The organism is Williamsia muralis (genome assembly GCF_051487485.1).
Classification (GTDB): Bacteria; Actinomycetota; Actinomycetes; order Mycobacteriales; family Mycobacteriaceae; genus Williamsia; species Williamsia muralis_B.
The window spans coordinates 392,690-411,834 of sequence record NZ_JAHVCV010000004.1 but is presented as its reverse complement, the minus strand read 5'-3'; the positions used below and the strand labels follow the sequence as shown (position 1 = coordinate 411,834).

Here is a 19,145-nt window from a genome sequence, read left to right as displayed (position 1 = left end):
CCATCTGGGGTCGGGCGTTTTTTGTGTGCATGGGCCGATGGATACGTGTGACGTGGTTTACAAGTAACTCCGCCAAAGATACGGTTATAGAAATTCGTTTCTTCGGAGGTCGACGTATGCCCACCAAGTTCTCGCAGATCCCTTCCGGGAGTGGCCTCAAAGAGGTCCCCTTCTCGACGCGCAACGGAGTCATGGAGGTCCTGGCCATGCGCCACGACCCGTTCAAGCAGTCGGACGAACGCCACGCCAAGTACGGGCGGGTCTCGGGTATCAACGCATTCGGGCAGAAGATCGTCATCGCTTCGGGCCCCGACGCCTGCGACGAGATCCTGATGAACAAGAAGAAGGCCTTCGCGAACGGGCCGGCGTGGACCTATCTCATCGGGCCGTTCTTCAACCGGGGCGTCATGCTGCTCGACTTCGACGAGCACCGTCACCACCGGCTCATCCTGCAGCAGGCGTTCAACGCCAAGGTGTTGCGCGGATACATGGACGCGATGCAGCCGATCATCCGTGACAGGGTCGCCCAGTTCCCCACGGGAAAGGTGTTGTTGTTCCACGAGTTCAAGGCGCTGACCCTCGATGTCGCTCTCGAGGTGTTCCTCGGTATGGAACTGCCGAAAGCCGAGGCGGACAGACTCAACAAGGCCTTTCTGGAGACCGTCCAGGCAGGCGTCGCGGTGATCCGCAAACCGGTCCCCGGTACCCGGTGGTGGAAAGGTCTCCGCTCACGCAAGATCCTCGAAGAGTTCTTCTACAAGCACATCCCCGCCAAGCGGGCGACCGAGACACCTGACCTCTTCTCCGTCCTCTGTCACGCCGAAAGCGATGAGGGACACAGCTTCACCGACGAGGACGTCGTCAATCACATGATCTTCGTGCTGATGGCCGCCCACGACACCTCCACCATCACGATGACTCAGATGTGTTACCGCATGGCCAAGTCGCCGCAGTGGCAGGTGCGCGCCCGCGAGCAGTCCCGCGAGCTGGGTTCGGAACTGAGCTACGACGACCTCGCCGCGCTGACCGACCTCGACCTGATCATGAAGGAGTCGCTGCGGATGTGCACCCCGGTCCCGGCGCATCCCCGGATGACCGTGCAGGACACCGAGATCCAGGGTTACTACCTACCCAAGGGGACCATGGTGACGGTGCCCAGCATGATCAACCACCTCGACCCCGAGTACTGGAAAGACCCGTGGACCTTCGACCCCGAGCGTTTCAGCAAGGAGCGGGCCGAAGACAAGGTCCATCGCATGGCGTGGAGCCCGTTCGGCGGCGGCGTGCACAAGTGCATCGGGCTGTACTTCGGCCAGATGGAGGTCAAGACGATCATGCATCAGCTGTTGCGCAACTTCGAGTGGTCGGTGCCCGACAGCTACGAGATTCCGATGAACTACGCGTCGTTGCCCATCCCCAAGGACAGTTTCCCGGTGACGCTGCGTCGGTTGTGATATCTATTCACCTCGACAGCCGGTGACAGTTGGGGCCGAGAACCGCGCCCGGACCGGCGGGGTGAGGGTGCCACAGCATGAGCTTTTTCGGACAGGGTGATAGCAACCGCGAACCGAGCTTCTTGCGGACGTTCGTGCCGATTCTGCTGTTCACCCTGCTCTGCGGAATCGTCGGTCCGATCTTCCTGGTCGCGTATTTCCTCATCGACGACCCGCTCACCGGCTGGATGTTCTACGCAGGTCTGGGGATCACGGTCGCAGACGTGGTCATCGGTTACTTTGTCGCGCAGTCGCTCTACCGTCGCCGACGCAAGCGGTACAACCTGGAACAGAACGGCAGGTTCGGCATCGGCGAGGTGCGCTCGGTGGACCAGACCAACGTGCGCATCAACGGACAGCCGATGATGAAGATCTCGCTGGCCATCTCCGGCGACGGCATCGCTCCGTTCGAGGCGACCAAACGCGTGGTGGTGCCGTTCATGTTCTTGCCGGCTCTGCGGTCGCACAGGGTTGCGGTGCTCGTCGACACCTACTCGGGTGAGTTCGACATCGACTGGCAGCGCACCGCACTGCTGGCCGGGACGGCGCCCGCGCGGTTCACCGACACCGAAACCGGCGAGGAGTTCGATCTGTCCGGCAAGAGTGATGCTCTGATCGAGATCATGAGGGTCTTCGCGGACAACAACATCCCGTTCGGAGGCAGGGTGGACCTGAGATCGAATCCGATTGTGCGTGAGCAGGTGATGGATATCGCGCGACGTCACGGACGTCCGGACGGGTTTGCCCAGCAGGCGCCGCCGGGCCGGCCCACATCGGCGCCTCCGGACATGAGCAAACCGAGCGCGGCTTCGTTCACACGCCCACCTGCCGCGCCGCCCGGTCCACCACGCACACCTGGCCAGCGGCTGGCCGAACTCGAGTCGATGCGTGCAGCGGGCACCATCAGCCTCGAGGAGTACCGCGCCGTACGTACCAGGATTCTCAACGATTTCTGACGTTTGCGTTGCTGCCGTCGGCAGAACCGCTCAGGGCCGATCTGCTCTGGGCAGCAACAACTTTCGCTCGCCCCGGGCTGGGTCCACAGTGAGGTCATGAGTGACAACCACGCACCTCCGGCCATCATCGACGACGAATTGCAGTCGCGGCTCTTTCACCAACGGGTGATCGTGCTCGGCGATCAGCTCGACCAGAAGCTCGGCAACAGGCTGTGCAGTCAGCTCCTCTTGCTGTCGGCCGACGATTCACGCAAAGACATCAGCTTCTGGATCAACTCGCCTGGGGGCTCGGTGCCGGCGATGCTCGCGATCATGGACGTCATGCGTGCCATTCCGAACGACGTCAGCACCCTTGCCCTCGGAATCGCTGCCAGCGCCGGCCAATTCCTGTTGTCGGCAGGGACGCCGGGAAAACGTCATGCGCTGGCGCATTCCAGGATCTTGATGCACCAGGGTTCGTCCGGCATCGGGGGAACCGCGGTCGACGTCGAGTTGCAGGCCGACGACTTGCGGCACACCCGCGACACGGTGCTGGCGCTGATCGCCGAGCACACCGGACAGCCCGCCGAGAAGATCTGGAACGACTCGCTACGGGACCGGTGGTACACGGCGGAGCAGGCGGTCGAGTACGGATTCGTGGACCGCATCGCCGACGGCGTCGCGGACATCTACCCGGCGTCGGCCCGCCCGGTTGCGCTGGGAGGCGTCCGATGAGCACGTGCACGGTGCCGTACGTCGTGGAGAAGACCGCAGCGGGGGAGCGTTCGATGGACGTCTACAGCCGCCTTCTCTCCGAGCGGATCGTCTACCTGGGCACCGAGATCGACGACGGGGTGGCCAACGTGCTGATCGCGCAGTTGCTGCATCTGGAGTCGGACAGCTCGGAGATGCCGATCAACCTCTACATCAACTCACCCGGCGGGTCGCCGGCCGCGATGCTCGCCGTGTACGACACGATGCAGTTCATCCGGCCCGACGTCGCGACGACCTGCGTCGGTCAGGCCAGTGGTCCCGCGGCGGTCCTGCTCGCCGGAGGTGCGGCCGGACAACGATCGATCCTCCGGCATGGCCGAGTGGTGTTGCACCAGCCGTCGATTCAGGGTCAGGGGTCGATTCCTGACCTGATCATCCACGCCGACGAGGTGGTTCGCGTACGCGCAGAACTCGAGGAACTGCTGGCGCGGCACACGGGTAAGGACCTCGAGGCCCTCCGTCACGACACCGACCGTGAGCTCATCCTGCCCGCGGAGGCCAGCGTCGAATACGGGTTGGCCGACCAGGTTCTGGAGTACCGGCCGATGCGGTGACCCTTCGGAACTCGGCCGACGACCAGGTCAGGACGCCAGAAGCAGGTGAGCGCGGTTCGAGGATGAGGCCGGCCGCGACACCGAGGAAGCGGTCCGGGGGAGTCCGCCTACCGTGATGACCTGGCCGGCTGTGTCGTTCGCGGCGCGTTCGATGATTGCGGCGACGCCTTTGGTGATGTCGAGCAGTGTGAGCCCGAGCGCGCCGGCGACAGCGGAGAGGATCTCCGACGACGGCTCTTTGCGTCCGCGCTCGATCTCGGACAGATATTGGGGCGACACACCGGCTTCGGCGGCAACCCCGGTGAGGATCCGGCCCTGCTCGCCGCGGACATCACGCAGGTACGTCCCGAGGACGTCGCGCCACAGCGGCTCGGGCTCGTGCGGTTGTTCGCGCTGCCGTGGCTGTGGCTGTCTCTCCGCCGGCCGTGAACGGGCACGGAGATCGGCGGACGTGGTGTCGGTGATGGTGAGACTGCGGCCCATCCACCGAACGTAGATCGAAGGTCGGGCCGGTGCACCGCGAATCTGCTCAGAGCAGAAGCAGCGCACGGATTCGGTTCGGATGCGGGCAACGCGCCGTTGTGTAGGCGAGAACCAAGAAATATTTCGCGAGTGGCCACTCTCTATGTTATCGTTGAGTTATAGAGTGATGGAGGTCACACATGAGTCTGCAGGCGGACACCACGACACCGGTCGACGGCAACGGACATGCGGGAGGCGGCGACGCCTCGTACGACATGGTTGTCCGCGGGGGCACCTGGTTCGACGGCACCGGTCAGCCAGGTCTGCGCCGCGACCTCGGAATCCGGAACGGCAGGGTTGTCGCGGTCTCCGCCACACCTCTGCCCGTCGGGCCGGACACCCAGCTGATCGACGCAGCCGGTCAGTGGGTGATGCCCGGATTCATCGACGTGCACACCCATTACGACGCCGAGGTGCTGGTGGCGCCGGGTCTGGGTGAGTCGGTGCGCCACGGCATCACCACCGCGATCATCGGCAACTGTTCGCTGTCCACCGTGTACACAACCCCTGTCGACGCTGCGGACCTGTTCAGTCGTGTCGAGGCCCTGCCGCGTGAGCACGTCATCAAGGCCCTCGAAGGCGGGAAGACGTGGACTGATCCTGCGTCCTACGTCGAGGCGATCGACGATTTGCCGCTGGGTCCGAACATCGCAGCCTTCCTCGGCCATTCCGACATCCGGACCGCAGTGATGGGGCTCGGCCGCTCCACGGATCGATCACATACCCCGAGCAAGGCGGAGATGGACGCGATGCTCAAGGCGATCGACGACGCCCTCGATGCGGGATTCCTCGGGGTGTCAGGGATGACGAACCCCTGGGACAAGCTGGACGGCGACCGCTACCGGTCGCGGTCACTGCCCTCGACCTATGCCCACTGGAGCGAGCGCCGCAAGATCAACAAGATACTGCGGCAACGTGACCGGGTATTGCAGACGATCCCCAACCTGAACACCAAATACGACATCCTCTTCTTCCTCGCCGGCAGTACCGGGCTCGGCCGCAAGCCCCTCAAGACCTCGGTCCTCGCGGCCGCAGACGCGAAATCGGACCGGTGGGTGCGGCGCATCTTCGGGCCGATCGCGACAGTGGCCAACAACTGGGGTCGGGGCGCTCTGCGCTGGCAGCATCTGCCGGTGCCCTTCCAGGTGTACAGCGACGGCATCGATCTGGTGGTGTTCGAGGAATTCGGTTCAGGCCGTGCGGCATTGCACCTGCGCGAGGAGATGGGCCGTAACGAATTGCTTTCCGATCCCGAGTATCGGCGATGGTTCCGCAAGGACTTCGAGACAAAGTTCAGCTCGAGGATCTGGCATCGCGACTTCGACGATGCCGAGATCACCGAGTGCCCCGACGAATCGATGATCGGGAAGACGGTGGAACAGGTGGCCCGTGAACGCGGGGTCCACAGCACCGACATGTTCCTCGACCTCGTGGTGGACCACGGCACGAAGTTCCGCTGGCGCACCGTGATCACCAATGACCGTCCGGAGATCGCCGACTGGTTGATCAAGCAGAACGGCGTGACCATCGGCTTCTCCGACGCCGGTGCGCATCTGCGCAACATGGCGTTCTACAACTACGGAATCCGTTTGCTGCAACGTGTGAAAGAAGCCGAACACGGCTCGCGCACACCATTTCTCACCATCGAGGAAGCGGTCCACAAACTCACCGGTGAACTCGGGGAGTTCTACGGCCTCGACGCCGGATTCCTGCGCGAGGGGGACCGCGCCGATTTCGTGGTCGTCGACCCAGCGGGACTGACCGACCAGACCAAGGAATACGCTGAGGCAACCATGACCGAATTCGGGGGGATCAAGCGCATGGTCAATCGTAATGACGACGCGGTGTCTGCGACCGTGGTCGGCGGCCGGTATCTCTACGGTCGTGGCAACTTCGCACCGGGTTTCGGCACCACGGTGCAGGCCGGGCAGTTCCTGCGCGCAGGGGCCGCGCGCGGGACGGTACGCGCGAGGTCGACCGCATAGATGGGAGAGGCACGCCGCACCCAGGAGCAGCGCCGGACAGCGACGATGGCGCGGCTGGTGGATGCGTGCGTGGAGTCGCTGTGCGAGCTGGGATATCAACGCAGCACCATCAGTGAGATCTGTGCGCGTAGCGGAGTGTCCCAGGGTGGGCTGTTCCGCCACTTCCCGACTCGGCTGGACCTCGTGATCGCGGCCGCCGATTCCGTGCGTGCCAGACAGTTCGAGGCCTTTTCGCAAAGTCTGGCGCTGCTGGGAACCGGAACGTTGGCCGACTGCCTGGTGCTCGTCCGGCAGGCGTGCCGGGCGCCCATCAACGGCGCTTGGTACGAACTGCTGATCGCTGCGCGGACCGACGCGGGGCTTCGGGATCGACTCGCCCCCATGCTTGCCGAGTACCACGATCAGATAGCGCAGTTCGCGCGCACTGTTCCCGCCGTCCAGGGATTGCCCGACGGACAGATTGAACTCGTGGCGCTGACCATCGTCCATCTCTTCGACGGGGAAGCCGTTGCGGCGGCAGTCAATCCACAGCCAGAGCTGGAGCAGCAGAGGCTCGAACTCGTGCTCGGCTGGCTGGCCGGCGCGGCAGATCGGTGAATCGTTCATGACGGTCCCCGCGGTGTCTCCCGTTCCGTCCTACGAAGAGATCGCGGAATCGGTCGTGGTGGTGGCGCTGCCCATGCGCATGCGGTTCCGCGACATCACCACTCGTGAGGTGATGCTGTTCCGGGGTCCGGCCGGATGGGGCGAGTTCGGTGCCTTCGTCGAATACGACGACACCGAATCGGCCGCCTGGCTTGCGGCGGGAATCGAAGCCGCCTACCTCGGACCACCACCCGCGGTGAGGGACTCGGTTGCGGTCAACGCCACCGTTCCGGCGATCCCGGCCGACCAGGTGGACGAGGTGCTGGCCCGGTATCCGGGCGCGCACACGGCCAAGGTCAAGGTGGCGCAGGAGGGCCAGACGCTCGACGACGACGTCGCACGCGTGGAGGCCGTCCGATCCCGCATCGACCATGTCCGGGTGGACGCGAACGGTAAATGGACTGTGCAGCAAGCGATCACAGCGATCCGCGCGCTCGGTGAGCTGCAGTACGCGGAGCAGCCCTGCGCCACCATCGACGAGCTCGCTGCCGTCCGGGCCGCCGTCGACACACCGATCGCGGCCGACGAGAGCATCCGCCGCGCCAGTGACCCTCTCAAGGTCATCGCCGCCGACGCTGCCGACATCGCCGTCCTGAAGGTGGCGCCGCTCGGCGGCATGCGACGGGTGCTCGATCTCGCCGGCCGGATTCCGATACCTGTGGTCATCTCCAGCGCCCTCGATTCCGCGGTCGGCATCTCCGCCGGCGTGGCCACCGCGGTCGCGTTGCCTGCCGAACCCCCTGCCTGCGGGCTCGGCACCGGCGGACTGTTCGTCACCGACGTCGCCGAGCCCTTTGTGCCGGAGATGGGTTCACTCAGTCCCCGGCTGGTCGACATAGACCCCACCGTGCTGCCCCTCGCCGGCGAGGACAGGCGGGACTGGTGGCTGGAGCGTCTGCGCCGCTGCCTGGCGATACTCGCCGACAACTGAAAACCGCAACCGGCTGTGCCTGGACGTCGCCAGAAGATACAATTTTGCGAAATCGTTCCAACAGCGGAGGTTCAGCAATGTCGGTCATCCTGGCGGAGGCCCCATCGGGCAGCGGTCTGAAGTCGATCGAGGGTTCGGACACCAACGGGGCGATCCAGATCCTCAAGATGCGCCGCGACCCGTTCGCCTTCAGCGACGCCCAGCAGGCGGCATTCGGTCGTGTCTCCTTCATGAACGCCTTCGGGCAGAAGCTGGTCACCTGCCGGGGACCCGAAGCTGCCGACCAGATCCTGATGAACAAGGACAAGGCGTTCGCAAACGGTCCGGCCTGGAGCTTTTTCATCGGCCCGTTCTTCAATCGCGGCGTGATGCTGCTCGACTTCGAAGAGCACCGCCACCATCGGCTGATCCTCCAGCAGGCTTTCACCCAGCCCGTGCTCAAGGGCTACATGCAAGAGATGCAGCCGATGATCGTCGAGCGCATCAAGCAGTTCCCCGTCGGCGAGGTCAAACTGTTCAGCGAGTTCAAGGCACTCACCCTGGACGTGGCGCTCGAGGTCTTCATGGGTCTGGAACTGCCCAAAGAAGAAGCCGACCGCGTCAACAAGGCCTTCATCGACACGGTCCGCGCAGGAGTCGCGCTGGTTCGCCGGCCCGTCCCCGGTGGTCGCTGGTGGAAGGGGCTGCGGTCACGCAAAGTCCTCGAGGAGTTCTTCATGAGCCACATCGCCGCCAAGCGGGCGGGGGAGTCGCCCGACCTGTTCTCGGTGCTGTGCCACGCCGAGAGCGAGGAGGGGCATCGGTTCACCGACGAAGACGTGGTCAACCACATGATCTTCGTGATGATGGCCGCCCATGACACCTCCACCATGACGATGAGTCAGATGGCGTACCGCATGGCCAAGTCGCCCGAGTGGCAGGACCGTGCCCGTGCCCAGTCCATGGAACTCGGCACCGAGCTCGGCTACGACGACCTGGCCAAGCTGACCGATCTCGACCTGATCATGAAGGAGTCGCTGCGCATGTGCGCTCCGGTTCCCGGGCAGCCGCGAATGGCGATCAAGGACACCGAGGTACTCGGGCACTACGTGCCCAAGGGTTCGATCGTGTCGGTTCCAGGGCTGACCAATCACTACGACGCGGAGTACTGGTCCAACCCGTTCGTCTTCGATCCCGAGCGGTTCACCAAGGAGCGCGCCGAGGACAAGAAGCACCGGATGGCCTGGATGCCCTTCGGCGGCGGCGTGCACAAATGCATCGGGTTGTATTTTGGACAGATGGAAGTCCGGACGATCATGCACCAGTTGTTACGCGGTTTCGAGTGGTCGGTGCCGCAGGACTACACGATGCCGATGGATTTCAGCTCGCTCCCGGTGCCCAAGGACAAGCTGCCCGTCACCATGCGGCGCGTGTGATGGCGCGGTCGTCGAGTCCCACCGAAGAACGGGCATCATCATCGCGCAAGGTGCGCAACACCGCATCGCCACGTGAGCAAGAAGACGCCATCCTCGAGGCGGCGCGAGGCGAGTTCGAGGACAACGGCATTCGCCGTACCGGCGTCGACGATGTCGCCAGACGCGCGGGCGTCAGCCGCAGCACCCTCTATCGACGGTTCCCGAACAAGGAGGCGCTGCTGCTCGGTGTGGCCGAACGCATCTACCTCGACGGAATGCTGTTGCTCGAGCAGGCCACTGTCGGCCACGGACCGCAGGAAGCGGTCGTCGAGGCGTTTCTCGCCGGTGCGCAGCTGGTGAACAACGACCCGTTGATCCGCCGCATGATGGTTGACGAACGCGACGCGCTCAAGGGCATCACCAACTCGGTGACCGGTCTGTTCATCGAAATCGTGACCGGACGGATCATGAAGACGCTGCGGGCGGCCGGCGCGAAAATGCCCGATGAGGATTTGCACGCGGTCACCGAAATCCTTGTCCGGCTGGTGATCTCGTATCTCGATACCCCGGCGATGGACGAGAGCAGATCGGAGCCCGAAGCGGTTCGCGACTACGCGCAGCGCTATCTCGCGACGATGGTGTGGTGAGGCGTCGCGTGTCGAAGCTGAACCACGTGCGTACCGAGTTGGCGGCGGTACGGGAACTGAGGTGCGCCGGCGCGATGCCGGGTGTGCGTCAACTGCCCCAGGTCGCCAAGCTGCGTCGTGCGGCAGGTGAAGCGGCGGGGCCCGCGATCTATGCGGCCATCCACGGCAGCCGCGTTGCGCTGATCGACCCGCAGGGATCGGTGACGTACAGCGAACTGGCCACGATGTGCAACGCGGTGATGAACGGCCTGGGTGAGGTCCTGTCAGGTCAGGACCGTCCCACCGTGGGAGTGATGTGCCGCAACAGCCGCTTCGCGGTGATCGGTTTGCTCTCCGGCATCGGACTCGGTGCACGAGTGGTGCTGCTGAACACCGATCTCGGCGCCAAACAGATGGCGGAGGTGACCGCTCGCGAGAAGGTCGACGTGATCCTGCACGACGCGGAGTTCACCGGCGTCCTCGACTTGGTCGACCAAGGGGTCCGCCGGTACGTCGCGTGGACCGGCCAGGCTGAGGGTGAGCCGGGACCCGAAACACTCGACCACCTGATCGCGTCGAGCTCGACCGAACTGCCGCGGGCGCCGCGGCACCAGTCGTCGCTGGTGATCCTCACGAGCGGCAGCACCGGAGCGCCGAAGGGTGCGCCGCGCGACGGCGCCGTGTCGATGTCGTTGCCGGCCGGGTTCGTCTCCAAAATTCCGATCCGCGGTTCCGACACCGTGCTGATGTCGGCGCCGGCGTTTCACGGCTGGGGCCTGCTTGCCACGATGGTGTGCCTGCTGACCGGCGCGACAGTGGTGATGGACCGACGGTTCCGGGCACCGGAGTCGCTCGATCTTTTGATTGAACACCGTTGCACCGCAATGATGGTGGTGCCCACCATGCTGCGCCGGTTCATGGATCTCGACGAGCAACAGCTCCGTCGCATCGACCACGGCCGGCTCCGGATGATTGCTTCCGGCGGCGCCAAACTCGATGCATCCCTGGTGCTTGCCGTCGGCGAGCGGTTCGGGCCGGTGCTGCACAATCTCTACGGCGCGACCGAGGCTTCCTACGTCACCATTGCGACTCCTGACGATCTCGCGGCCGAACCCACCACCGCCGGCCGCCCACCGTTGGGTGTCGAGGTGGCCATCATCCGAGATGGTGCTCGGGTACCGACGGGGGAGTCCGGACAGATCTTCGTGCGGTCGGGCAGCCAGATCAGCAAGTACACCAACGGCACGAGCAAAGAGACTCTGCACGGGATGTTGAACACCGGGGACACCGGACGTCTCGATGTCGCGGGAAGGCTGTTCGTCGAGGGCCGCAGTGACGGGATGATCATCTCCGGCGGGGAGAACGTCTTTCCCGAAGAGGTGGAACTGGCACTCGGCAAACATCCCGACATCGTCGACGCCGCAGTTGTTGCCGTCCCCGATCAGGATTTCGGCCAACGACTCCGGGCATTTGTGGTGCCGCGCGACGGCGCCGACGTCGAGGCGGCCGACGTGAAGACCTACATCGGTGCCGAGCTGTCGCGGTCGCGGGTTCCTCGTGACGTCATCGTGGTTCCCGACCTGCCGCGTGGCGCACAAGGCAAGGTCACAAAAACCACCCTCGATGCGCTGGCTGAGGAGCACAACACGGCGTAGGTCGGCAGAGGCCGGTAGCCCCGCTCGGTGTTCTGGCGGTTGCTCGGTCTGTATTCCGAGCGTGTGCGGGTTTGGTGCGCCGCCAAACGGCCTCGCTCGGTGTTCTGGCGGTTGCTCGCTCCGTAGACCGAGCGTGTGCGGGTTTCCCGAGCCGACCCCAGCCTCGCGTGCGAGTCTCGTTGTTGCGCGGTCTGTAGACCGAGCGTTTGCGAGGTTCCTGAGCAACCCCGCAACCCGGCGTACGATTCTCGTCGTTGCTCGGTCTGTAGCGCGAGCGTCTGCGGGTTTCGCCAGCCGTCTATCGGCCCCGTGCGCGACTCTCGTGGTTGCTCGGTCTGTAGTGCGAGCGTAGGCGGGTTTGCTGAGCGGCCCGCCGGCCTCGCTCGGTGTTCTCGTCGTTGCTCGTCCTGCAGCCCGAGGGTTCTCGAGTTTCCCGAGCCGACCCGCAACCCGGCGTGCGACTCTCGTCGTTCCTCGGTCTGTAGCGCGAGCATCGACGAGTTTCCTGAGCTGCCCCTCGGCCCGTGCGCGACTCTCGTCCTTGCTCGCTCCGCAGACCGAGCGTTCGCGAGTTTCCCGAGCCACCATGTCACTTCGCTCGGTGTCCCGGCCGTTGCTCGGTCTGTAGCGCGAGCGTCTGCGGGTTTCCTGAGCCGACCCGCGGCCCGGTGTACGAAGTTCGTCGTGGCTCGCTCCGCAGACCGAGCGTCTACCAGAACCCCGATCAGCCACCCAGCGGATCAGAGGTCACGTTCAGCCTGGAGTGCTTGCGGCCGTAGATGAGGTAGTAGCAGATCACCACCGACACCCACAGTCCGAAGAAGACGAAGGTGTACCAGTGCAGTCCCCACAGGATGTACATGCACGCCGCGATGGCCAGAACAGGGGTGACGGGATAGAACGGGACCTTGAACGGTCGTTCCAGGTTCGGCTCGCGGCGCCGCAGGATGATCACGCCGAGACTGACGACGGTGAAAGCGGTGAGGGTGCCGATCGACACCATGTCGATCAGGTAATCCAAGGGGATGAAACCGGCCATCAGAGCCACGACGACGGCCACCACAACCGTGTTGTTCACGGGCGTCAACGTCGTGGCGTTTACCCGCGTGAAGAACTTCGGGAGCATGCCGTCGCGGCCCATCGCGAACAGGATGCGGGTCTGTCCGTACAAGGTGACCAAGGTGACCGAGAAGATGGAGATGACGGCGCCCGCCGACAACACAATGGACGGCCAGGTCGACCCGGTCACGTCCTCGAGGATCTGGGCCAGGCCGGCTTCCTGCCCCTTGAACTTGTCCGCCTGTTGCGCACCGACCGCGGCCAGTGCGACCAACACATACACAACGATGACGGTGATCAACGCGGCCATCAGTGCCCGAGGCATGGTGCGCTGCGGGTCCTTCACCTCTTCGCCCGCTGTGGACACGGCGTCGAGTCCGATGAACGAGAAGAAGATGACGCCTGCTGCGGCGGTCACGCCGTGGGCGCCGTTGAGGAAAAACGGGCTCATGTTGTCGGTGTTGAAGGCGGAGAATGCGACCGCTACGAACAGGGCCAGCACCGACAACTTGATGGCCACCATGATCGTGTTGGCACGTGCGGACTCGCTGGCTCCCCGGATGAGCAGAATCGCGCAGAGGCCCACCAGGATGATCGCGGGCAGATTGACCACGCCGGGGTTCTCGTCCCACGGTGCGGCGCTGAGCGCATGCGGGATCGCTGGTAGGTGGAGGTAACCGAGGAGTGCGTTGAGGTACTGACTCCAACCGACGGCGACCGCGGCGGTCGCCACCCCGTACTCGAGCAGCAGACAACCCGCGACAGCCATCGCGACGACCTCGCCGAGCGTGGCGTACGCGTAGGAATACGTCGACCCCGACACCGGCACCGATGACGCCATCTCGGCGTAGCAGATCACCGCGAGACCGGCGGCGATGCCGGCGATGAGGAATGAGATCACCACGGAGGGCCCGGCATCGGGCACCGCGTCGCTCATCACGAAGAAGATGCCGGTGCCGACGGTGGATCCGATACCGAAGCACGCCAGCTGTGTGGTGGTGATGGTGCGCTTGAGGCCGGTGTCCGCTTCTACGAGGTACCCGGTGGGAACGGGTTTTCGCCGGAACAGGGTGGAGACGTTCAGTGGTGCTTCGCCGGCGGAGGCCGGCTCCTTGTTGACATCCATGGTGGGTACCTCAGCCGGGGAAGATGATCGTGGGAACGGTCGCGGCAGCGATGATCTTCGCCGCCGTGGACCCGAGGAATACGCGTTTGACGGAGTCGCGAGGGGTCGTGCCGATGGCGAGGATCTCACCCTGCGGCCAGTCGATGCCGTCGAAGGCCGCGTCCCAGTTGTCGCCGGTGCTCACCGACGTCCGGACGCTGTCGTCGATCACGTTGCGGTGCACCAGCTCTTGCATCGACGCTGCCATCTGCTCGCGCCAGGCCTGCATGACGCCGCGTTCGGCATCGAATCCGACCTCGGGCGGGAACATGTCCGCCGGCCGCACCCCGAACGTCGCCACACGTAGCGGGACGGACAGTCGCCCGGCGAGATCACGTGCCGAGACGACCACGTCTTTGCCTCGTGAGTCGCCGGAGTACGCGCAGGTGACACCGGTGATGGCGGTGCAACGGTAGCCCCTCGGAGCGAGCGCAAGCGGTACGGAGCTGGAGTGCATCAGACGGCTGGTGGTGGCACCGAGCGACATTCGGCCGCCGTCGTCGCCGTGGGTTGTTCCGAGCACGAGGACGTCCGCGTCCAGGTCGTCGAGCGCCGCGTGCAGTGACTTGGAGACCGAGCCTTCACTGACGCGGCGAAAGCTCACGCTGGTGCCCGGTGCGCGGCTCTGTAGGTGAGCTCGGGCGGCGGCCTCGGCGTCGTCGCCGTAACGCTGTGCGTATTCGGCGAACTCGGCATCGACCCGGGCCATCGATGGCGTCTTCCAAGGCTTGGGGGTGGCGATCACCAGTACCAGGCTGGTGCCGAGCGCATCGGCCAGGCCGCACCCGAGCTCGATCGCCTCATCGCCTCCGCGGCCGGGCTGATATCCGACGACAACGGTCACGGCAGGGGCCGCGCTGGGTTCATACGTCCGCCTCTTCCGATGATCTCCACGTTCACCCCCGCAAGAAATGTAACCGACCCCGGCGCACCCTGTCGGAATGTCGGGCGGGCCGTTCTCGCCGACCGACACGCGCCCGGCCGCCAGAAGCAGGACCCGTACGGCGGCCGGGTCTCTAGGATGAACCGGTGCTCAACGCCCGCGCACTGCTGTCCGCCACTCCGGCGGAAGAGCGTGCCCTCATCGCGAAGGACCGTGCTGCACGGGCAGATCTACGCGCGGCGGAGTCGGCCCTGGCCGCGCTGGAGGCGGAACTCGGCGAGCGTGACCCGGTTCGATCGCCGGTGTGGTTCCGGATTCTCGTCGCTGCGGTCGCGTTGGCGGCCGTGGCAGCCATTGCCGGTGGATACCGATACGTCACCGCAGACGGCGGGTTCAGCGATGCCGACTACCAGCAGGCCGCGCGTGAACGCGTCGAGCTGCTGCTGACTCCGGCTGCCGACGATGCCGCCGGACGTAGCCGGAAGATCATCGCCGGGTCCACGGGGACATTCCGGGACGAGTTCGCCCAATCCGCCGATGCGTATACGAGGTTTGTGCAACAGATCGGCGCCCAGGCGACGGGAACCGTTGACGGCGTGGGTGTCTCATCGCGATCGGGTGACCGGGCGACTCTGCTGGTCACGGCTGCCATCGCCACCCGTACCGAGGTCACCGACGATCCCGCCAACACCGAGCCGGGCGGCGGACCGGACGATCGGCGGTTCCGCATCCAGGTGGACGTGGTTCCCGAGAACGGGTCCCTGAAGATCTCGGACCTGGAGTTCTTCCCGTGAGCGTTGATGCGAAGCGCAGTTCGCCCACCGGCGTCTGGGGCGGGCTGGCGGTCGCGGTGCTCGTGATGGTCGTGTGCGCCGGTGCTCTCACCTGGGCCTGGCAGGTCGACGACGACGACGACCTGCTCGCCGCCAATCGCAGCCAGGCGCAGCAACAGGCCGGACCGTTGGTGGCTCAGGTGTTCTCGTTCGCAACCGACACCTACGCGCAGGACCGTGAACGGGCGCGCTCGCTGGTGACCGATGAGTTCGCCGAGCAATATGCGACGTCACTCGATCCGGCGGCGGTGCCCGACTACTCGGTGAGCTGGACTCCGATCGAGACCGGGATCTCCGACGTCGGTACCGATCATGCCGAGCTCGTGGTGTCGGCCGAGGTGGCCCAGACACGCACGGGCACGGAACCGGCAAGGTACGTCAAGGCAGTCGACGTTCGGCTGGAGAAGGTCGGCGGCGACTGGAAACTCGCCAGGGCGGACGAGGTGCTGTGAGCGCGCGGACCACAGCCGGCAGTGGGGAGGAGACGGGCGGGAGCTCCACTCGGCTGCGCTTGGCGCGCGAGCGTGTCGCGGACGCGCGGGCGACCGCTCGCAGCGCTCGGTCTGCAGCGGCGCCCGCATACGCCGCCCGAGACCGACGCCGCCGTGGCCGGCTCGCTCTCGCCGGCGGGTGCGCGGCCGTCGTCGCTGTCGTACTGCTGATCGCAGCGATCGTTCTCGCCGTGCAGCACCGTGCCGCCGAGCAGGACCGTGCCCGCGACTCCGCAGTCCTCGACGACACCCGATCGGCGATTGCGACCCTGCTGACCATCGATCCCGCAGAGCCTCAGCGGTTTCTCGATGAGGCGCTCGCCGTGACGTCCGGTGAACAACATCAGCGGCTCGTGGACGCACGGCCCCAGGTACTCGAACTCGTCGGTCAACTCGAGGCACCCAGTACCGGCCAGGTGCTCGCCGCCGGCATCACCGGTGACGTCGACGACGACACCGCCCGTGTGTATGTGGTTGCCGAGGGCACGAACCCGGCACTGCTCGGTGCCGGTGCGGGACAGAATCGGGTGGCTCTGGTGGTCACCATGAAGGCCGACGACGGCCGCTGGAAGATCGATCGGACACAGCTGCAATGACAGAGCACGACCCGACCGAGCGCGACATGACCGGGCCCGGCCGCACCCCGCCGGCGTCTCGCCCCGAGCACCTGGGGCAGCGAAGAAAAACGATTGCGGCGATTCTGGGTATCGCCCTCATCGTGTTCGTCACCATCGCCGTGGTGGGGTTCATCGGCCCGCAGACACGAGGTGACGAACGCGAGGGACAACGACGCGAGGTCCAAGCCGCCACGTCGGACGCGGTCAGTGCGTTGATGACGTTTACTCCGCAGACGCTCGCCGATCAGCAACAAAGGGTGGGACCGCGGCTCACCGGCAGGCTGCTGCTCGATTTCCGTAGTAGAGGGCCTGCGGTGGTCCTGCCGGCGGCCGTGGACCTCGGTGCCCAGATGTCGGCCCAGGTGATGGCGACGGCGGTGAACCGGATGGACTCCGACAGCGCGCGGGTACTGGTGTTCGTCAACCAGGACATCACCGTGCCGACCGCCGACCCCGCTCAGCAGGTGGTGGCTGTCTCGCGGTGGGCCGACATGCGTAAGGTCGACGGCAATTGGCTGCTCGCCGGGCTGCAACCGGTGGGACCGGGCTGAAGATGTCAAATCAATGTGCATGCCGTATCCAGGATGTGAGGTGGCGATGAGCGCCGCGATCGTGATTGTCGGAGCCGGGCTCGGGGGAGCCCGACTGGTCGAAGATCTCCGTAATGAGGGATACGACGGGGACCTCGTACTGATCGGCCAGGAAGAGCATCCGCCCTACGACCGTCCGCCGCTGTCGAAGTCGGTGCTCATCGGCGACCAGGACCGGGTCGACCTCAAGCCGGCCGAGTTCTACGACGACAAGAAGGTGGACCTGCGCACCGGAACCCGGGTCATCGCAGTCGATCCCACGTCGCACACCGTCACCACCGAACCGGTCGGCGGCGGCGCGCCGGAGACCCTGTCCTACGGCACGCTCGTGCTGGCGACCGGTTTGAACCCGCGCACCCTGCCGTTCGCCCGCGGGAAGGCGGGCGCGCACGTGCTGCGCACGGTCGACGACGCGCTGGCACTGCGTTCGGAGATCGACGGCGCCCGCACCGCGGTGGTGGTCGGTGCCGGCTTCATCGGCTGTGAGGTCGCCGCCAGTCTGCACACCCGAGGTCTCGACGTCACCGTGGTGGAACCGGCCCTCGCGCCCCTCGCGGTTGCGCTGGGTGAGCAGGTGGGCGCGATGGTCGGCCGAATTCACGCCGAACGCGGTGTGAAGATCAAGACCGGGATCGGCGTCTCCGACATCGTCGGCGATGACAAGGTCACCGCCGTCACTCTGGCCGACGGCACCGAACTACCCGCCGACATCGTCGTTCTCGGCATCGGTTCGACGCCGGTGATCGACTACCTCGAAGGTTCGGGTATCGCGTTCGCCGACGGCGGCGACGGTGGGGGCATCGCGTGTGACGAGACCGGACGAACCAGTGCCCCCGACGTGTACGCCATCGGCGATGTTGCCAATTGGCGTGACGCACAGGGCAAACCGTCGCGGGTCGAGCACTGGAACAACGTCATCGAGCAGGCGGCAAAGGTGGCGTACACGATCCTCGGCACCGAAGCCGATAACCCGCGGCCCTTCGTGCCCTACTTCTGGAGCGACCAGTTCGACATCAAGGTCCAGGCACTGGGCCACCCCTCGCCGGGCGACGACGTGCACGTGATCTCCGACGACGGAACCAAGTTCGTGGTCTATTACAGCCGGGACGGGCTGCTCACCGCCGTGGTCGGGGCAGGCAAAGCCGGAGCGGTGATGAAGATGCGTAACAAGCTGCTCGCCCACGCGCCGATCTCGGACGTACTGGAGTGAGTGGACTGAGGTGATGGATGCCGCCGGCACCGCCGAAACCCTCTCGGCCGCAGCGGTGATGGCGGCCATCGACGAGGCCGGGGATCCGGATCGAGCCGCGAGCTCGGCGAAGTTCTTCCGGACGGGGCCGGGTGAATACGGCGAGGGCGACCGCTTTGCCGGCGTTCCCGTCCCACAGCAACGGAAGATCGCCAAGCGATTCCGTGGCCTCGACCGCAGTCAGGTGAATGTCCTGCTGGACAGCGACATTCACGAACACCGGCTCACCGGATTGTTCCTCTTGCGCTCGGGGTTCGAGAAAGCGCAGAGCGACCAGGACCGCCGCGGCTGGGTGGACCTCTATCTGTCCGCGGTGGACCGGGGCCGGGTGAACAACTGGGATCTTGTCGACTCGTCTGCGGAATACATCCTGGGACAATGGCTTCTGCGCTGCGACCGGGAGAGGGGCGAGCAGGACCACACGCTGCTCCTCGGGCTCGCCGCCGAGACAGACCTCTGGCGTCGGCGGGTGGCCGTGCTGGCCACCTTCGCATTCATCAGAGCCGGTGACGGCGCAACGCTTCTCGCGTTGGCCCCCACACTGCTCGACGATCGTCGTGACCTGATCCAGAAAGCGGTCGGTTGGATGTTGCGGGAGACGGGAAAACGCGTCGACCGTCGGCTGCTGATCGACTTCCTCGACCAGCACGCCGCCGAGATGGGCCGTACCGCACTGAGTTACGCCACCGAACACCTCACCGCGCAGGAGCGGGCACACTACCGGTCACTGCGGTGACGCTTCCG

19 protein-coding genes are annotated in these 19,145 nt (G+C 65.4%); 16 read left to right on the top strand and 3 right to left on the bottom strand.

Going from position 1 to position 19,145, the window contains the following annotated elements; all coding sequences use genetic code 11:
• Window positions 1-116: 116 nt before the first annotated feature.
• The 4 genes from KXR83_RS13235 to KXR83_RS13220 all read left to right on the top strand — a co-directional run bounded on the left by KXR83_RS13235 (window position 117) and on the right by KXR83_RS13220 (window position 3,756).
• Complete coding sequence (locus KXR83_RS13235) at window positions 117-1,454, top strand: cytochrome P450 (protein WP_116917483.1); 1,338 nt, start codon at window positions 117-119, stop codon at window positions 1,452-1,454.
• A 77-nt stretch (window positions 1,455-1,531) separates the two neighbouring features.
• Window positions 1,532-2,449: an SHOCT domain-containing protein gene (locus tag KXR83_RS13230; protein ID WP_437425208.1), complete on the top strand. Its 918-nt coding sequence runs from the start codon at window positions 1,532-1,534 to the stop codon at window positions 2,447-2,449.
• A gap of 96 nt (window positions 2,450-2,545) precedes the next feature.
• Entirely contained in the window at window positions 2,546-3,163 is a 618-nt protein-coding gene (locus KXR83_RS13225; RefSeq protein WP_437425207.1) for a ClpP family protease, read from the top strand.
• Window positions 3,160-3,756 carry a ClpP family protease gene (locus KXR83_RS13220; protein WP_437425206.1) on the top strand — a complete coding sequence of 199 codons (597 nt, stop codon included), beginning with the start codon at window positions 3,160-3,162 and terminating at the stop codon, window positions 3,754-3,756. The genes KXR83_RS13225 and KXR83_RS13220 overlap by 4 nt, the downstream gene beginning before the upstream one ends.
• A gap of 27 nt (window positions 3,757-3,783) precedes the next feature.
• Here the strand turns inward: KXR83_RS13220 and KXR83_RS13215 are convergent, their stop codons facing one another.
• The gene (locus KXR83_RS13215) at window positions 3,784-4,239 is read right to left on the bottom strand and encodes a helix-turn-helix domain-containing protein (protein WP_437425205.1); all 456 of its coding nucleotides are present in this window, start codon (window positions 4,237-4,239) and stop codon (window positions 3,784-3,786) included.
• A gap of 254 nt (window positions 4,240-4,493) precedes the next feature.
• On the opposite strand from KXR83_RS13215, the gene KXR83_RS13210 reads away from it, so the two are divergent.
• From KXR83_RS13210 to KXR83_RS13185, 6 genes are all read left to right on the top strand, one after another.
• Entirely contained in the window at window positions 4,494-6,263 is a 1,770-nt protein-coding gene (locus KXR83_RS13210; protein WP_437425376.1) for an N-acyl-D-amino-acid deacylase family protein, read from the top strand.
• A complete protein-coding gene (locus KXR83_RS13205) occupies window positions 6,264-6,860 on the top strand; it encodes a TetR/AcrR family transcriptional regulator (RefSeq protein WP_437425204.1) in 597 nt (198 codons plus the stop codon).
• Between the two features lie 7 nt (window positions 6,861-6,867).
• Window positions 6,868-7,839 carry an o-succinylbenzoate synthase gene (locus KXR83_RS13200; protein ID WP_437425203.1) on the top strand — a complete coding sequence of 324 codons (972 nt, stop codon included), beginning with the start codon at window positions 6,868-6,870 and terminating at the stop codon, window positions 7,837-7,839.
• Between the two features lie 77 nt (window positions 7,840-7,916).
• Window positions 7,917-9,254, top strand: a complete 1,338-nt coding sequence (locus KXR83_RS13195; protein ID WP_437425202.1) for a cytochrome P450 — start codon at window positions 7,917-7,919, stop codon at window positions 9,252-9,254.
• Entirely contained in the window at window positions 9,254-9,880 is a 627-nt protein-coding gene (locus tag KXR83_RS13190) for a TetR/AcrR family transcriptional regulator (protein ID WP_437425201.1), read from the top strand. Before KXR83_RS13195 ends, KXR83_RS13190 begins: the two co-directional genes overlap by 1 nt.
• Before the next feature lie 8 nt (window positions 9,881-9,888).
• Window positions 9,889-11,514, top strand: a complete 1,626-nt coding sequence (locus KXR83_RS13185) for an AMP-binding protein (RefSeq protein WP_437425200.1) — start codon at window positions 9,889-9,891, stop codon at window positions 11,512-11,514.
• Between the two features lie 724 nt (window positions 11,515-12,238).
• Here the strand turns inward: KXR83_RS13185 and KXR83_RS13180 are convergent.
• Both KXR83_RS13180 and KXR83_RS13175 read right to left on the bottom strand, forming a co-directional pair.
• Entirely contained in the window at window positions 12,239-13,699 is a 1,461-nt protein-coding gene (locus KXR83_RS13180) for an amino acid permease (RefSeq protein WP_437425199.1), read from the bottom strand.
• A 10-nt stretch (window positions 13,700-13,709) separates the two neighbouring features.
• Window positions 13,710-14,582 (bottom strand): universal stress protein, encoded by an 873-nt coding sequence (locus tag KXR83_RS13175; RefSeq protein ID WP_437425198.1) that lies wholly within the window; start codon window positions 14,580-14,582, stop codon window positions 13,710-13,712.
• Between the two features lie 185 nt (window positions 14,583-14,767).
• Between KXR83_RS13175 and KXR83_RS13170 the strand changes: the two genes are divergently transcribed.
• The 6 genes from KXR83_RS13170 to KXR83_RS13145 are packed head-to-tail and all read left to right on the top strand — an operon-like array spanning window position 14,768 to window position 19,137.
• Window positions 14,768-15,415: a hypothetical protein gene (locus KXR83_RS13170; protein ID WP_437425197.1), complete on the top strand. Its 648-nt coding sequence runs from the start codon at window positions 14,768-14,770 to the stop codon at window positions 15,413-15,415.
• Window positions 15,412-15,906: a hypothetical protein gene (locus KXR83_RS13165; RefSeq protein WP_437425196.1), complete on the top strand. Its 495-nt coding sequence runs from the start codon at window positions 15,412-15,414 to the stop codon at window positions 15,904-15,906. Before KXR83_RS13170 ends, KXR83_RS13165 begins: the two co-directional genes overlap by 4 nt.
• Window positions 15,903-16,541 carry a hypothetical protein gene (locus KXR83_RS13160; protein WP_437425195.1) on the top strand — a complete coding sequence of 213 codons (639 nt, stop codon included), beginning with the start codon at window positions 15,903-15,905 and terminating at the stop codon, window positions 16,539-16,541. Before KXR83_RS13165 ends, KXR83_RS13160 begins: the two co-directional genes overlap by 4 nt.
• On the top strand, window positions 16,538-17,113 hold the full coding sequence (locus tag KXR83_RS13155) for a hypothetical protein (protein WP_437425194.1): 576 nt from the start codon (window positions 16,538-16,540) through the stop codon (window positions 17,111-17,113). Before KXR83_RS13160 ends, KXR83_RS13155 begins: the two co-directional genes overlap by 4 nt.
• A 46-nt stretch (window positions 17,114-17,159) precedes the next feature.
• On the top strand, window positions 17,160-18,362 hold the full coding sequence (locus KXR83_RS13150) for an NAD(P)/FAD-dependent oxidoreductase (protein WP_437425193.1): 1,203 nt from the start codon (window positions 17,160-17,162) through the stop codon (window positions 18,360-18,362).
• A 58-nt stretch (window positions 18,363-18,420) separates the two neighbouring features.
• Window positions 18,421-19,137 (top strand): DNA alkylation repair protein, encoded by a 717-nt coding sequence (locus KXR83_RS13145; protein ID WP_437425375.1) that lies wholly within the window; start codon window positions 18,421-18,423, stop codon window positions 19,135-19,137.
• The last annotated feature ends 8 nt before the right edge of the window (window positions 19,138-19,145 follow it).